Source organism: Glycomyces sp. NPDC048151, assembly GCF_043202775.1.
Taxonomy (GTDB): domain Bacteria; phylum Actinomycetota; class Actinomycetes; order Mycobacteriales; family Micromonosporaceae; genus Glycomyces.
Window position 1 is genome coordinate 242,565 of sequence record NZ_JBIDBB010000004.1, and the last position, 13,956, is coordinate 256,520.

The 13,956-nt window shown below is 70.8% G+C and carries 15 protein-coding genes; 10 read left to right on the forward strand and 5 right to left on the reverse strand.

The annotated features are described in order from the left end of the window. Positions 1 to 62: 62 nt before the first annotated feature. Positions 63 to 497: an SsgA family sporulation/cell division regulator gene (locus ACGGCP_RS10915; protein ID WP_125246281.1), complete on the reverse strand. Its 435-nt coding sequence runs from the start codon at positions 495 to 497 to the stop codon at positions 63 to 65. Between the two features lie 397 nt (positions 498 to 894). Between ACGGCP_RS10915 and ACGGCP_RS10920 the strand changes: the two genes are divergently transcribed. Continuing rightward, a complete protein-coding gene (locus ACGGCP_RS10920) occupies positions 895 to 1,563 on the forward strand; it encodes an O-methyltransferase (RefSeq protein ID WP_392964154.1) in 669 nt (222 codons plus the stop codon). A 118-nt stretch (positions 1,564 to 1,681) separates the two neighbouring features. On the opposite strand, the gene ACGGCP_RS10925 is transcribed toward ACGGCP_RS10920, so the two are convergent. Continuing rightward, positions 1,682 to 2,485: an SDR family NAD(P)-dependent oxidoreductase gene (locus tag ACGGCP_RS10925; RefSeq protein ID WP_392964156.1), complete on the reverse strand. Its 804-nt coding sequence runs from the start codon at positions 2,483 to 2,485 to the stop codon at positions 1,682 to 1,684. A 122-nt stretch (positions 2,486 to 2,607) separates the two neighbouring features. Between ACGGCP_RS10925 and ACGGCP_RS10930 the strand changes: the two genes are divergently transcribed. The 6 genes from ACGGCP_RS10930 (at position 2,608) to ACGGCP_RS10955 (ending at position 9,414) form a co-directional block, all read left to right on the forward strand. Then, positions 2,608 to 3,915: a sensor histidine kinase gene (locus ACGGCP_RS10930; protein WP_392964158.1), complete on the forward strand. Its 1,308-nt coding sequence runs from the start codon at positions 2,608 to 2,610 to the stop codon at positions 3,913 to 3,915. 17 nt (positions 3,916 to 3,932) lie between these two features. Continuing rightward, positions 3,933 to 4,574 carry a LuxR C-terminal-related transcriptional regulator gene (locus ACGGCP_RS10935; RefSeq protein WP_392964161.1) on the forward strand — a complete coding sequence of 214 codons (642 nt, stop codon included), beginning with the start codon at positions 3,933 to 3,935 and terminating at the stop codon, positions 4,572 to 4,574. 79 nt (positions 4,575 to 4,653) lie between these two features. Then, complete coding sequence (locus tag ACGGCP_RS10940) at positions 4,654 to 7,029, forward strand: ATP-binding cassette domain-containing protein (RefSeq protein WP_392964164.1); 2,376 nt, start codon at positions 4,654 to 4,656, stop codon at positions 7,027 to 7,029. A 90-nt stretch (positions 7,030 to 7,119) separates the two neighbouring features. Next, a complete protein-coding gene (locus tag ACGGCP_RS10945) occupies positions 7,120 to 7,563 on the forward strand; it encodes a helix-turn-helix transcriptional regulator (RefSeq protein ID WP_392964166.1) in 444 nt (147 codons plus the stop codon). Between the two features lie 10 nt (positions 7,564 to 7,573). Then, positions 7,574 to 7,978 (forward strand): VOC family protein, encoded by a 405-nt coding sequence (locus ACGGCP_RS10950; protein ID WP_392964169.1) that lies wholly within the window; start codon positions 7,574 to 7,576, stop codon positions 7,976 to 7,978. A gap of 125 nt (positions 7,979 to 8,103) precedes the next feature. Beyond that, positions 8,104 to 9,414, forward strand: a complete 1,311-nt coding sequence (locus tag ACGGCP_RS10955) for an MFS transporter (RefSeq protein ID WP_392964171.1) — start codon at positions 8,104 to 8,106, stop codon at positions 9,412 to 9,414. On the opposite strand, the gene ACGGCP_RS10960 is transcribed toward ACGGCP_RS10955, so the two are convergent. Then, positions 9,371 to 10,336: a helix-turn-helix transcriptional regulator gene (locus ACGGCP_RS10960; RefSeq protein ID WP_392964173.1), complete on the reverse strand. Its 966-nt coding sequence runs from the start codon at positions 10,334 to 10,336 to the stop codon at positions 9,371 to 9,373. The two genes, ACGGCP_RS10955 and ACGGCP_RS10960, sit on opposite strands and share 44 nt — an antisense overlap. Before the next feature lie 206 nt (positions 10,337 to 10,542). Between ACGGCP_RS10960 and ACGGCP_RS10965 the strand changes: the two genes are divergently transcribed. Next, complete coding sequence (locus ACGGCP_RS10965) at positions 10,543 to 11,217, forward strand: hypothetical protein (RefSeq protein ID WP_392964176.1); 675 nt, start codon at positions 10,543 to 10,545, stop codon at positions 11,215 to 11,217. Positions 11,218 to 11,224: 7 nt separating this feature from the next. On the opposite strand, the gene ACGGCP_RS10970 is transcribed toward ACGGCP_RS10965, so the two are convergent. Next, the gene (locus tag ACGGCP_RS10970) at positions 11,225 to 11,629 is read right to left on the reverse strand and encodes a MerR family transcriptional regulator (protein ID WP_392964179.1); all 405 of its coding nucleotides are present in this window, start codon (positions 11,627 to 11,629) and stop codon (positions 11,225 to 11,227) included. 129 nt (positions 11,630 to 11,758) lie between these two features. Here ACGGCP_RS10970 and ACGGCP_RS10975 point away from each other — a divergent pair, with 129 nt between their 5' ends. Then, on the forward strand, positions 11,759 to 12,460 hold the full coding sequence (locus ACGGCP_RS10975; protein WP_392964181.1) for an SDR family oxidoreductase: 702 nt from the start codon (positions 11,759 to 11,761) through the stop codon (positions 12,458 to 12,460). A 100-nt stretch (positions 12,461 to 12,560) separates the two neighbouring features. Then, positions 12,561 to 13,067 (forward strand): DoxX family membrane protein, encoded by a 507-nt coding sequence (locus tag ACGGCP_RS10980; protein ID WP_392964184.1) that lies wholly within the window; start codon positions 12,561 to 12,563, stop codon positions 13,065 to 13,067. On the opposite strand, the gene ACGGCP_RS10985 is transcribed toward ACGGCP_RS10980, so the two are convergent. After that, entirely contained in the window at positions 13,048 to 13,908 is an 861-nt protein-coding gene (locus ACGGCP_RS10985; protein ID WP_392964187.1) for a class I SAM-dependent methyltransferase, read from the reverse strand. The two genes, ACGGCP_RS10980 and ACGGCP_RS10985, sit on opposite strands and share 20 nt — an antisense overlap. Positions 13,909 to 13,956 lie beyond the last annotated feature (48 nt).

Sequence of the window (13,956 nt, forward strand, 5' to 3'; positions counted from 1 at the left end):
ACGCGGAAGGGCGGACCGGGAATCCCGGTCCGCCCTTCCGCTCGCTGGTATGGCTGTCGGCGTCAGACGCCTCCGGCCAGGAGTTTCGTGAGGGTCGAGTCCATGTCGACGTAGCCGGACTCGCGGCCGCGCGGCACCAGGCTGTACGCCCGGCGGAGGAACCGCTGCACGACCCCCCGGTTGATCTCGAAGAGCGCGTTCCCGTCGGGCGAGGAGAGCGCCAGCGCGACCGACTCGCCCCGCGGGGTGGTCCAGGGCCACACCCTGACGTCGCCGATCCCCGTGGGCTCCTCCAGGCCCTTCGCGAGCAGCTCCCGCGAGAAGGACCAGGCGACCTGGTCGGCGTCGGTGCCGTCGGGGTGGAACATGACGCAGACGGCGTAAGGGTCGTCCGGGTCGTAGCGCAGGCTCGCGCGCACACTCACCGTCGCGAAGTCGGGTGCGACGAGCCGCATGGTGGTGCCGATATCGACTGTCGCCGATCGTGCCATGCTCATAGCGTTACCCCCCAGTGTGCGACCGGCTCCCCCCGAAGCCGGCCGTCATTCCAATCCGCCGCCGCACCGGAGGTCCGGAACTTCGGCCGCGAACAAGTCGTGATTCAGGTCTATCATTCAAGCCGTTGCGCCGTACGACGATCCGCAAGACCGAGACCGGCGCGTTCCCCTGATAAGGGGGCAAATTCTGACAAAAGACCACTGTCAATCATCGTTCTATGTCGTAATTACAACAACGTCCTTCACTCTTTAGCGGTACTATTCCCGACCCCCAGTCCGAGCAGTCGCAAAACGGCGTTACGACTCGGTTGCGAAACCGCCAATTTATCGGCGTGAATCGGGCGGGGCGGCGGTGATAGCGTTTGACCGACGTTCTCGGACTCGGAAGGGGCGAACCATGGGCCAGGCGCAATGGACCGAAGTCGACGGGTTCCTCTCGTCGCTGCTCGTCGGCGAGGACGAGGTCCTCGCCGGGGCCACCGAAGCGGCCCAGCGGGCCGGACTGCCGCCGATCTCGGTGTCGCCCGCCCAGGGCAAGCTCCTGTACCTCCTCGCGAAGACCCTCGGTGCCAAGCGGGTCCTCGAGATCGGCACGCTCGGCGGCTACAGCGCGATCTGGATGGCGCGGGCCCTCCCCAAGGACGGCCACCTCGTCAGCCTCGAGTACAGCCCCAGGCACGCCGAGGTCGCCAGCGCCAACGTCGCCCGCGCCGGGCTCGTCGGCGTCGTCGAGATCCGAGTCGGCGCGGCCTCCGAGAGCCTGCCGAAGCTCGCGGCCGAGGGCTCGGAGCCGTTCGACATGGTCTTCATCGACGCCGACAAGGGCGGCTACCCCGACTACCTCGACTGGTCGCTCAAGCTCACCCGGCCCGGCGGGCTCATCGTGGCCGACAACGTGGTGCGCGGCGGCGCGGTCGCGGACGGGCTCAGCCGGGACCCGAACGTGCAGGGCGTCAGGTCCTATCTGGAGAAGGTCGCGGCCGACCCGCGTCTTGACGGCACCGTCATGCAGACCGTGGGCGTCAAGGGCTACGACGGCCTCTCGATCGCCCGCGTCGCCGACTGAGGCGCACTCTTTCGGGTGACATGGCGGCCGCGCGCCCCGGTTCTTGTCGTACCCGGGAGGGAAGCTGGGCCTACAGTCTTCTCCCCTCTAGTGGTGGGTGGGGGGTGGAGGGTGGGGATCAGCGGCGCTGGTAGTCCGCGAAGCGGCGCAGGACCAGGCCGATGAGGCGGGTCATGAGCCGCCGCGGGCGGCGCGGCAGCAGGTGCGCCTCGGGCCAGTTCTTCCAGTCCGGGACCACGTACCCCTTGTCGCGGTCGAGCGCGCGCAGCGACTGCCGCACGATCGCCTCCGGGTCGGCCAGCAGCCAGCCCAGCCGCCGCTCGTCGTACTTGATGCCGTTGGCGATCGGGAAGTCGGTGTCCACCGGCCCCGGGCACACCGCCAGGACCCGCACGCCCGAGCCCCTCGTCTCGACCCACAGGCCCAGGCTGTAGTTCACGACGAACGCCTTCGTCGCCGCGTACAGCGCCATGTACGGCTGCGGCTGGAAGCCCGCCATCGACGCGACGTTCACGACCGCGCCCGAGCCTCGCGCGACCATTCCAGGCAGGAACCGCTGCACGAGGTCGGCCACCGCGACGACGTTCACCATCGCCACGTCCCGGTTGTAGTCCGCGCCGATCTCCGCGTCCCGCCCGAACGTGCCGATCCCCGCGTTGTTGACCAGCACCTCGACCTCGATACCGGCCGCGGTGACGGTCTCGGCGAGCCGCTCGGCCGCCCCCGGCACCGCCAGGTCCTGCACCGCGACCCGCACCCGCACGCCGTGCTCGTCCCGCAGCCGGGCCGCCAGCGCCTCGAGCCTCGACTCCGACCGCGCCACGAGGACCAGGTGGTGCCCGCGCGCGGCCAGCTGCCGCGCGAAGGCCGCGCCGAGCCCCGCGGAAGCGCCCGTGACCAGCGCCCACGTCCCCTCGCCCATACCAGTCCTCCTCGGCCGGAATCGAAAAGCAGGCCCCAGCCTAGCGAGCGGCCCGCCCGCGCAGGTCGAGCCGCAGGCAGTGGCGCCTGAGCCGGAAACGCAGCGGGTACTCTTGCCGCACCATGTCGATACCGGCCAATCCCATCACGCGGCGACTGGCCCTCCCAGGCTGGTCGGTCCTGCGGTTCAGCCTGACGCTCGTCGCCGCGGCGCTCCTGGCCGCGGCCATCGTCACCGGCGTCCTCGTCGTCTTCTGGATCGGCATCCCCGTCGCCGTCGCGGTCTTCCTCGCCATCCGCGTCTGGGCGAACTCCCAGCGGCGCATCATCGGCGAGCAGCTCGGCGTCCACATCCCCGTCCCGTACCGGCCGCGGCCGAAGCGGACCCGGCTCGACCAGCAGGCGCTGCTGCTCGTGCGCGAGGCCGCGACCTGGCGCGACGTCGCCTGGCTCGCGATCGACGCGACCCTCGGGTTCCTCGTGAACCTGCTGTACCTCGTCGTGTTCGGCATCGCCGTCTACTACCTGGTGCAGCCGCTGCTGCTGGTCACGGTCTTCCACTCCGTGCCGAGCCCGTTCGTCAACGACTTCGGGTTCTACGACTTCGACACGCCAGCGAAGACGCTCATGCTGGTGCCGTTCGCGCTGGCGTGCGGCGTCGCGTGGTGGCGCTGGGGCGAGCTGTTCCTGCGCTGGTACTCGCACCTGGGCGTGCTGCTGCTCGGGCCGACCGCGAAGGCGCTGCTGACCGAGCGGGTCTCGGAGCTGCGGCAGTCGCGCGACCAGACGGCCGACCACGCGGCGGCGGAGCTGCGCCGGATCGAGCGGGACCTGCACGACGGCGCGCAGGCGCGCATCGCCGCGCTGAGCCTGACCCTCGGGATGGCCGAGGAGCTGTTGACGCAGGGCCGGCCCGACCAGGCGGCGGCGCTCGTCGGGGAGGCCCGGCAGGCGTGCTCGGACGCGCTGGAGGAGATCCGGCAGCTCGTGCGGGGCATCCACCCGCCGGTGCTCGCCGACCGCGGCCTCACTGGCGCGCTCCAGGCGATGGCGCTCGACCACCCGCTCCCGGTGTCGGTCGTGGACCGCCTGGTGGACAAGCTGCCCGCGCCGCTGGAGGCCGCCGCGTACTTCGCGACGAACGAGGTGCTCACGAACATCACCAAGCACGCCGAGGCGTCGCAGGTGCAGGTCGTGGTGAACCGGGAGCCGCAGCGGGTGGTCATCGAGGTCCGCGACGACGGGATCGGCGGCGCGTCGTTCTCGGCCGGAGGCGGGCTCGACGGCGTGCGCCGCCGCCTGGCCGCGTTCGACGGCACCGTCAGCATCGACAGCCCCGAGGGCGGCCCCACCGTGGTCACGATGACGATCCCCGCCGCACCGGCCGACCCCGGCAGCGCCCATAATGCGCCCAGGCCGAATCAGAGCTGAACCACAAGGGGTGCAAGATGGACGTCGTCCTCGCCGAAGACCACTCGCTCCTGCGCGACGGCCTGACCCGCATGCTCGAGGCCCACGACTTCCACGTGGTCGAAGCGGTCGACAACGGGCCCGCGCTCGCGGCGGCCCTGCTCGAGCACCGGCCGGACGTGGCCGTCGTCGACATCCGGCTCCCGCCGACGTTCACCGACGAGGGCCTGCGGGCCGCGATCGAGGCGCGGCGCCACATCCCGGCGCTGCCGATCCTCGTGCTCTCCCAGTACGTCGAGCAGCTGTACGCCCGGGAGCTCCTGGGCGACCGGCGCGGCGGGGTCGGCTACCTGCTGAAGGACCGGGTCTCGAACGTCGCCGAGTTCATCGAGGCGCTGCGCCGCGTCGCCGCCGGGGGCACCGCGATGGACCCGGAGGTCGTCGCGCGCCTGCTCGGGAAGCAGCAGAACCGGCTCGACGCGCTCACCCCGCGCGAGCTGGAGGTCCTGGGCCTTATGGCCGAGGGCCGCACGAACGCCGCGATCGCCGCGAGCCTGTTCATCACCGAGAAGGCCGTCGGCAAGCACTCGGCGAACGTGTTCCGCAAGCTCGGACTCGGGCAGTCCGAGGACGACAACCGCCGCGTCCTCGCCGTCCTCGCCTACCTCGAAGGCAACTGACCCGCAGGTCGCGGGCCTGGGCGCGGACCGATCAGGATTCGAGAAGCGGGCGTCGGACCCCGCCTCTAGAGTTGCGTTCATGAGCAAAGCCGTGAAGCCCTCCGATCCTCGCACCGCCGACAGCCACGACACGATCCGCGTGCTGGGCGCCCGCGAGAACAACCTGAAGGACGTCAGCGTCGAGCTGCCGAAGCGCCGCCTGACCGTGTTCACGGGCGTGTCCGGCTCGGGCAAGAGCTCGCTCGTGTTCAGCACGATCGCGGCCGAGTCGCAGCGGCTCATCAACGAGACGTACTCGACGTTCGTGCAGGGCTTCATGCCCTCGATGTCCCGGCCCGAGGTCGACCGCCTCGAAGGGCTCACCACGGCGATCATCGTCGACCAGGAGCGGATGGGCGCGAACCCCCGCTCCACCGTCGGCACCGCCACCGACGCGAACGCGATGCTGCGCATCCTCTTCAGCCGCCTCGGCGTCCCGCACATCGGCTCGCCGAACGCGTACTCGTTCAACGTCCCGTCGGTGTCGGCCAGCGGCGCGATCACCGTCGAGCGCGGCGGCAAGACCATCGCCGAGAAGGCCAGCTTCAACCAGCTCGGCGGCATGTGCCCGCGCTGCGAGGGCCGCGGCTCGGTCTCCGACTTCGACCTGTCCGCGCTGTACGACGACACGCTGGCGCTCAGCGAGGGCGCGCTCAAGGTGCCCGGCTACAGCATGGACGGATGGTACGGGCGCATCTTCACCGGCGCGGGGATCCCGATGGACAAGCCGATCGGGAAGTTCACCAAGAAGCAGCTGCACGACCTGCTCTACAAGGAGCCCACCAAGATCAAGGTCGAGGGCATCAACCTCACCTACGAGGGCCTGATCCCCAAGATCCAGAAGTCGATGCTATCCAAGGACATCGACGCGCTCCAGCCGCACGTCCGGGCGTTCGTGGAGCGGGCGGTCGTGTTCCAGACCTGCCCCGACTGCGAGGGCACCCGGCTCGCGCCCGAGGCGCGCTCCTCGAAGATCAAGGGCAAGAACATCGCCGACCTGTGCGCGATGCAGATCAGCGACCTGCGCGAATGGGTCGCCGAGCTCGACGAGCCCACGGTCGCGCCGCTCCTCGCCGGGCTCCAGCACCTGCTCGACTCCTTCACCGACATCGGCCTGGGCTACCTCTCGCTCGAGCGGCCCACCGGCACGCTCTCGGGCGGCGAGTCGCAGCGCACCAAGATGATCCGCCACCTCGGCTCCTCGCTCACCGACGTCACGTACGTCTTCGACGAGCCCACGATCGGCCTCCACCCGCACGACATCGAGCGCATGAACGACCTGCTGCTCCAGCTGCGGGACAAGGGCAACACGGTCCTCGTCGTCGAGCACAAGCCCGAGGCCATCGCCATCGCCGACCACGTGGTCGACCTCGGCCCCGGCGCGGGCGCCGGCGGCGGCACCATCTGCTACGAGGGCACCGTGGCCGGACTCCGCAAGAGCGACACCGTGACCGGCCGCCACCTCGACGACCGCGTCCACCTCAAGGACAAGGTCCGCGAGGCCGCCGGGCAGCTCGAAGTGCGCGGCGCGACCGCCAACAACCTCCTGGACGTGGACGTCGACATCCCCGAAGGCGTGCTCACCGTCGTCACCGGCGTCGCCGGTTCGGGCAAGAGCTCCCTCATCCACGGCTCGGTCTCCCCGCGCGAGGGCGTCGTGACGATCGACCAGGGCGCGATCCGCGGCTCCCGCCGCAGCAACCCCGCCACCTACACCGGGCTGCTCGACCCGATCCGCAAGGCGTTCGCGAAGGCCAACGGCGTCAAGCCCGCCCTGTTCAGCGCCAACTCCGAAGGCGCCTGCCCGACCTGCAAGGGCGCGGGCGTCATCTACACCGACCTCGGCATCATGGACACCGTCGAGTCCACTTGCGAGGAATGCGGCGGGAAGCGGTTCCAGGCGGCCGTCCTCGAATACCGCCTGGGCGGCAAGGACATCAGCGAAGTCCTCGGCATGTCCGTCGCCGAAGCGGAGGCGTTCTTCGCCGACGGCGACGCCAAGACCCCCGCCGCGCACAAGATCCTCGACCGCCTCGCCGACGTCGGCCTCGGCTACCTCACCCTCGGCCAGCCGCTCACCACCCTCTCCGGCGGCGAGCGCCAGCGCCTCAAGCTCGCGACCCACATGGGGGAGAAGGGCGGCGTGCTCGTCCTCGACGAGCCGACCACCGGCCTCCACCTCGCCGACGTCGACAACCTGCTCGGCCTGCTCGACCGGCTCGTCGACTCCGGCAAGACCGTGATCGTCATCGAGCACCACCAGGCCGTGATGGCCCACGCCGACTGGATCATCGACCTCGGCCCCGGCGCGGGCCACGACGGCGGGAAGATCGTCTTCGAGGGCACGCCCGCCGACCTCGTCGCCGACCGCTCGACCCTGACGGCCCGGCACCTCGCCGACTACGTGGGGGCCTGACCTCACTTTCGGAACGCCCGCGGCCCCCGCCGCGGGCGTTCCGCGTTCCACGGTTTGGCCGGGGCTCGGCCGCGGTGGCACACTGTCCTGGTGACCAGCCGACCGACCTCCGAACAGCGCCTGCGCGACCTCGCCCTCCTGCGCCGCGTCCGCGACCGCATCGACCGCGAGTACACCGAGCCGCTCAACGTCGAGGCCCTCGCCCACGGCGTCCACATGTCGGCCGGGCACCTCAGCCGCGAGTTCAAGGCCGCGTACGGCGAATCGGTCTACTCCTACCTCATGACCCGCCGCATCGAACGCGCGATGGCGCTGCTGCGCATCGGGGAGCTGAGCGTCACCGAGGTGTGCTTCGCGGTCGGCTCCTCCTCGCTCGGCACGTTCAGCACGCGGTTCACCGAACTCGTCGGCATGCCCCCGAGCGTCTACAAGGAGAAGGCCGCCGACGCGACCGAGGGCATCCCCGCGTGCGTCTCGAAGCAGATCTCCCGACCGATCAGGAATCGAGAAGCGCCCGGCGGCGCCACGAAATAGGCTTGGCGGCATGGACATCAACATCTACCAGGCATATCTGCCGCAGAACGACCCTGAAGCCGCCCTCGAGTTCTACCGGGACGTGCTCGGCTTCGAAGTCCGCAACGACGTCGGCTACGAGGGGATGCGGTGGATCACCGTCGGGCCCGTCGGGCAGCCCGACGTGTCGATCGTGCTGCACCCGCCGGCGGCCGACCCCGGCATCACCGACGAGGAGCGCGCGACGATCGCCGAGATGATGGCCAAGGGCACCTACGCCTCCATCAACCTCTCGACCTCCGACCTCGACGGGGTCTTCGCGAAGCTCCAGGAGACCGCCGAGGTCGTCCAGGAGCCCACCGACCAGCCGTACGGCATCCGCGACTGCGCCTTCCGCGACCCCGCGGGCAACATGGTCCGCATCAAGCAGCAGTAGCACCCGCGTTGCGGCGCCCGGTCGGACCTCCGGCCGGGCGCCGCCGCGTCTCCGCGGGCTTGTGACCGATGCCACGGAACTTCACTGACACGAGATGTCAGTGAATACCCCGCACACTTCCACCCATGACGATCACCGCCCGCGAGGACGAACCCGCACCGGCTTCGATGACCGCCGCCGCGCCACCCGCCCCTCCCCGCTCGGACACCGCCCGCGCCCTCCCGCCGCCGGGGCGCGCCGAACGGCTCCTGCTGCCCGCCACGTTCATCACCAGCCTCGGCAACGGCATCCAGCTCGTCGCCGCCGCCGTCCTCGTCTTCACCACCGGGCAGAGCGCGCTCGCCGTCGGCTGGCTCTTCATCGCCGTCTCGGTCCCGCCCGCGCTGCTCTCGCTCTGGTTCGGCACCGTCGCCGACCGCTTCGACCGCCGCACGCTCTGCCTCATCGCCGACCTCGTCAGCGCCGCCGCCGCACTCGTCCTGCCCTTCTGGATGCTCGCGGGCGGCGACCCCGGCATCGTCGCCTACGGGACCGCGTTCGCCCTCTCGCTCCTCGCGGCCCTGTTCATGCCCGCGAGCAACGCGCTCATCAAAGAACGCGTCCACCCGGCGCGCGTCGCCCGTTTCAGCGCCCACTACGAGATGGCACTGCAACTCGGCACCCTGCTCGCCGCCTCCATCGGCGGGTTCCTCATCCACTTCGTCGGCACCACACCGCTGTTCATGTTCAACGGCGCGACGTTCCTCGCCTCGGCCCTCGCGATGTGGGCCCTGCGCCGAGCGCCCCGCGCGGCGGCCGCCGCCGAACCGGACGGCGAACCGGCGGCCGCGGGCGGCGCACCGCTCCTGCGGCTCGGGTTCCTCTACGCGATGTGCCAGGTCATGACGATGGTCAGCAACACGACCCTGATCGTGCTCGTCTACGAGGGCTTCGGGCGGGGCGCGGGGGTCTACGGGCTCGTCGACGCGCTGGCGGGACTCGGCTTCTGCGTCGCGGCCGCGTTCTACCCCAGGGTGAGCCGGCGCTTCGGGGAGTTGCGCACGGCGCTGGTCGGCGGCTTCGGGTGCGCGCTGTTCTCGTTCGTGTTCCCGGTACACCTGGCGGCGCTGCTGATCTGCATTCCGCCCGCGGCGTTCCTCATCGGACTGTCGAGGGTAGGCATGCGGTCGCTGCTGCTCGCGGCGGTGCCGGAGCGGCGGGCCGGGCGGATGTTCGGCGCGATCAACGCGGTGGGCCTGGGCATGTCGGCGGCGATGACCGTGGTAGTGGCCTGGGTCGCCGACACGACGCACATCCGGTACGGGTTCTACGTGCTCGGAGCCGTGAGCGCGGTGGCGTTCGCGGCGACGGCGGTGACCTTGCGGGGCAGGGCGAATGCGGCGGCGGGTCTGGTCAGGCGTGGAGGTCGGCCGCTTCGAGGGCGAGGGCTCGCATGAGCGAGCGCAGGGACGCCGGTTCGAGGACCTCGAGGCCGCCCAGGCGCAGGAACTCACCCGCTGCGTGGGCGTGGGTCTCGATCGGGACGGTCGCGACCGTCCAGCCGTCCGAGTCGAGGGTCCCTTCGCCGATGGCCGCCACCGAGTCGGCGTCCAGGTTGTCCGGCGCCTTCGCGACCGACTCCGGGGAGAACCGCACCAGCGCCTCGCCCCGGTAGCGGCGGGCGTCGAAATCCTCCAGCTGCCGCGACCACCACGCCGCCAGGTCGAAATCCTCCGGCCGGTCGAACGTCGCCTCGGTCTTCTTGGCCGCCAACAGGTTCGTGACCTTGTACATGCGCGCCGGACCGTCCTCCGCCGTCGCGACCAGATACCACTGGCCGCTCTTGAGGACCAGGCCCAGCGGGCACAGCTCCCGCTCGACCTCCTTCGGCTCGGCCCAGCGCGAATACCGCACCTGCAGCCGCCGCCGCTCCCACGCGGCGTTCGCGACCAGCGCCAGGAACGGCACCGGCTCGGCCCGCCTGAACCAGCCCACCACGTCGAGATGGAACAGCCGCTTCGCCTCCTCAGCGCGCTCCCGCTGCGCCTTCGGCATCGCCGCCGAGAGCTTGAGCTCGAGCGCGGCCAGCTCCGTCTGCAACCCCAGATCGGTCGCCGCCGCCGGGACCCCGGACAGCGCCAGCGCCTCCGCCTCGCCCTCCGTCAGGCCCGTCAGCTTTGTCCGATATCCGTCAAGGAGCCGGTAGCCGCCGTCGTGACCGCTCTCGCCGTAGATCGGGATCCCCGCGGCGGCAAGGGCCTCCGCGTCGCGGTACACCGTGCGGACCGAGACGCCGAGCTCCCTGGCCAGAGCCTCGGCGGTCATGCCCCCGCGCTGTTGCAGCAGGAGCAGCATCGAGACGAGACGACCGGCGCGCATGACGCCCAGTATCCACGACCGGGCCCGCGGGGAACCCGGTTGCACACACGCGCGGCCGGCGGGGCGTTTCCCCCGAATCCGGGGCGTCCCGGCCCCGCGAATCCTAGAGTCCCCTCCGGAAACGCGAACGGCGCCAAGCGACCTCGCGCGGCGCCGGTCGCCGGCCAGATGCCGGAAGGAACCGGCAGAGCACGAACAGGAGCACCATGGAACCCACCGAGTCCGAACGTCCGAGCCCCGCCGCACCGCGCGGGCGCCGCGTCGCGCTGGCCGCGGCCGCCGGGCCGCTCGCGGTCCTCATGACGGCCGCAGCCGCGGTCGCCTCGCCCGCCGAGAGCACACCGGAGATCCAGTGGGAGCAGGTCCAGGTCACCGGGATGGGCGCGCAGATCAGCCTCTCCGACGAGCACACGGTCTACCGGACCGGCGCGCTCAAGGGCACCATGGACCTCGCGCTCGTCGCCGAGGACTACGCCGAGGCCGACAACATGTTCCTGCACAAGCGCGCGTCCTCGCCCGGCCACTTCGGGCACGTCGACGCGATGATCGGCCCCGGCGGGCCGGTCGAAGGCAAGCACGGCCCGGCCCCGACGCTCGACTTCCCCACGGGCGTGGGCTTCGACGTCTACAAGCTGCCCGAGCCGCTGCCCGGCCTCGAAGCCGTCGCCGCCGAGAGCGGCGGCGAGCCGGTGGTGACGCTCGTGTCGGACCCGTTCGTGCTCGAACCGGTCGAGTGCGGATGCGCCGAGGAGTTCCCGCCGGTGAACCAGCAGTACGAGATCGAGGACTCCATGTCGCTCTACTACATCGACGACGAGGGCGCGTACGTGAAGGTCGGCGTCCTGGAGCGCTTCGACATCACGGTGAACCGGACCCCGTAGGCCCCCTTCATCGAAGAACCGGGTCGGGGGCCTCGCGGACCTCGACCCGGTCGACGTGCACGCAGGTCCGCTCGTCGGCGATCCCGTAGTCCATCATCGCGTCGAGCCGGTCGCGCACGGCGGTCAGGCTCCTGATCTGCTCGTCGACCTTCGCGCGCTCGGCGGCCACCAATGCCCGCTCCTCAGCGGTGATGTCGCCGCTGTCGTTGCACGGCTTCAGCTTCAGGATCGTCCGGCTCGGCAGGCGGGCCGAAAGCAGGTGCCTGATCCACAGCACCCGGTCGACCGCGTGCTCGGCGTACACGCGCTGGCCGCTCGCGCTCCGTTCGGACTCGAGCAGCCCCTGCTCCTCGTAGTACCGCAGCGCCCGCACGCTCGCCCCGGTCGCCTTCGCGAGATCCCCGATCCTCATGCGCACTCCCTGTGGGCTCGGACACAACTGTTTGCCTCTGACGTCAACGTCAGGTTTTAGCGTAGGTCGCGTTCCACCGATCGACACCCGCGCGAACGCGGCGGGAGTCCAATCCACCTGGGAGACCTCATGAAGCTCAACGGATCCGTAGTCCTCGTCACCGGCGCCAACCGCGGCATGGGCCGCCACTTCGCTGCTCAGGCGCTCGAACGCGGGGCCGCGAAGGTCTACGCCGCGGCCCGCAACCCCGAGTCGGTCGACCTCCCCGGCGTCGAACCGCTCCGGCTCGACATCACCGATCCGGCGTCGGCCGCGGCCGCCGCGGCGGCCGCTTCCGATGTCACCGTCCTGATCAACAACGCGGGTGTGGCGACGTTCGCGAACCTGGTGACCGGCGATCCGGCCTTGATCCGCCAGGAGTTCGAGACGAACTTCTTCGGGACCCTGAACATGGTGCGCGCCTTCGCGCCCGCCCTGGGCGCCAACGGCGGCGGCGCAATCCTGAACATCCTCTCGGTCTTGTCCTGGCGCTCGCCCGGGCTCGGACACGCTTACGCCGCAGCGAAAGCCGCGTCGTGGAGCCTCACCAACGGCGTCCGCCTCGAACTCGCCGCACAGGGCACCCGGGTGACCGGACTGCACGTGGGCGGGGTCGACACCGACATGCTCGCCGGGATCGAAGCGCTGAAGGCCGACCCTGCGGACATCGCGCGGGCCGGGCTCGACGGCATCGAGTCGGGCGCTCTGGAAGTCCTCGCGGACAAGGTCACGGCCGACTTCAAGCCGCTCCTCAGTGCCGACCCGAGCGTGATCTACCCCGAGCTCGTCTGATCGCCGTAAGCGAAACAAGCGCTGTGCACCGATCTTTCCATTGACAAGATCGGTGCACAGCGGCTATCTTGACAATGTCTACATCTTGAAGGAGATTGTCATGGAACCCTTGATCGCGTTCGTGTCGACGACGCTGGTCCTCCGGCTGCTGGGCCGCCTCAAGTTCGAGCGGTTCGACGCCTGGCGTCCCGCGATGCGCGGCGGGCTCACCGCGCTGTTCATCACCACGGGCGTGGTCCACTTCGTGCCCGGCTTCCGGGAGAGCATGATCGCGATGGTGCCGCCCGGCCTGCCGTGGCCTGCAGTCCTCGTCGCGGTCACCGGCGTGCTCGAACTGGCCGGCGCGATCGGCCTGTGGGTGCGCCCCTTCAAGCGTGCTGCGGCGGTCTGCCTGGTCCTGCTCATGCTCGCGATGTTCCCGGCGAACATCTACGCGGCGCTCAACGGCGTCGAGTTCAACGGCGCCGCCCCCGACCCGCTCCTCCAGCGCACCCTCATCGAGATCCTCTGGCTCGGCGCGGCCGTCGCCGTCGCCACCGAACCCGCAGCGCGACAGCGGGAGCCGGCCGAAGCGGCCGAGGTCCGCGTCAGCGCGGGCCGGTCCTGACCGCCGTGACGACCATTGCGGAGTACGGCATGACGAACCCGCCTCCGAGGGCGTCGACGGCGGCGCCGGTCCTCGCGAGGATGCGGTCGACCTGGTCCTGCGGGATGCGGGAGAAGCCGCCGGAGGTCGGGAGCTGGTCGAGCCATTCGGCGGTCGTGTAGGTCCGCTGCCAGTCGAACCGCCACTGCTCCGGATCGGTGAAGCGCCCCGAGGAGCGGATGCCGTCCTCGGCGCGCCGGGCGAGCATCGCGTAGCCCTCCATGGCGGGGCGCTTCCAGACGTCGGGGACCGAGTCGGGGAGGATCCCGCGCGAGACCTCCGCGAACGCCTCGGCGACCTTGGGCGGCGGCTGGAAGACGTTCCAGCACAGCGCGATCCGGCCGTCAGGTGCCAGAGCCTCCGCAGCCTTGGCGGTCCCCGCCGCCGGATCGACCCAGTGCCAGGTCTGGGCAGAGATGACGGTGTCGAAGGTGCGGCCCGCGGGCTCCCAGTCCTCGAACTTCGCGATCTCGACCGGGATGCCGCTGCGGCGGGCGAGACGGGCCATCCGGTCGTCGACGTCGACGCCGAGGACCTCGCAGCCGCGGGCTTTGAAGAGGCGGGCGGCGATGCCGGTGCCGATGCCGACGTCGAGGACGCGCGGTCCCGGGCTGGCGGCGGCGATCGCCGCGACCATGGCGTCGGGGTAGGCGGGCCGGGAGCGGTCGTAGCGTTCGGCGTCGGCGCCGAAGGCGCCCGCCGCGCCGCGGAGCTGGCGCTCGGTCTCGCGGAAGCGCCGTTCGGCCTCGTCGTTGAGGTCGGGAACTGGTGTCGCGCCGTCTGGCGGCGGTATAGTGACCATGCGCCCACTATAAATGGGCGGTTGCCCACTCGTCAATCCTTCGGTGCT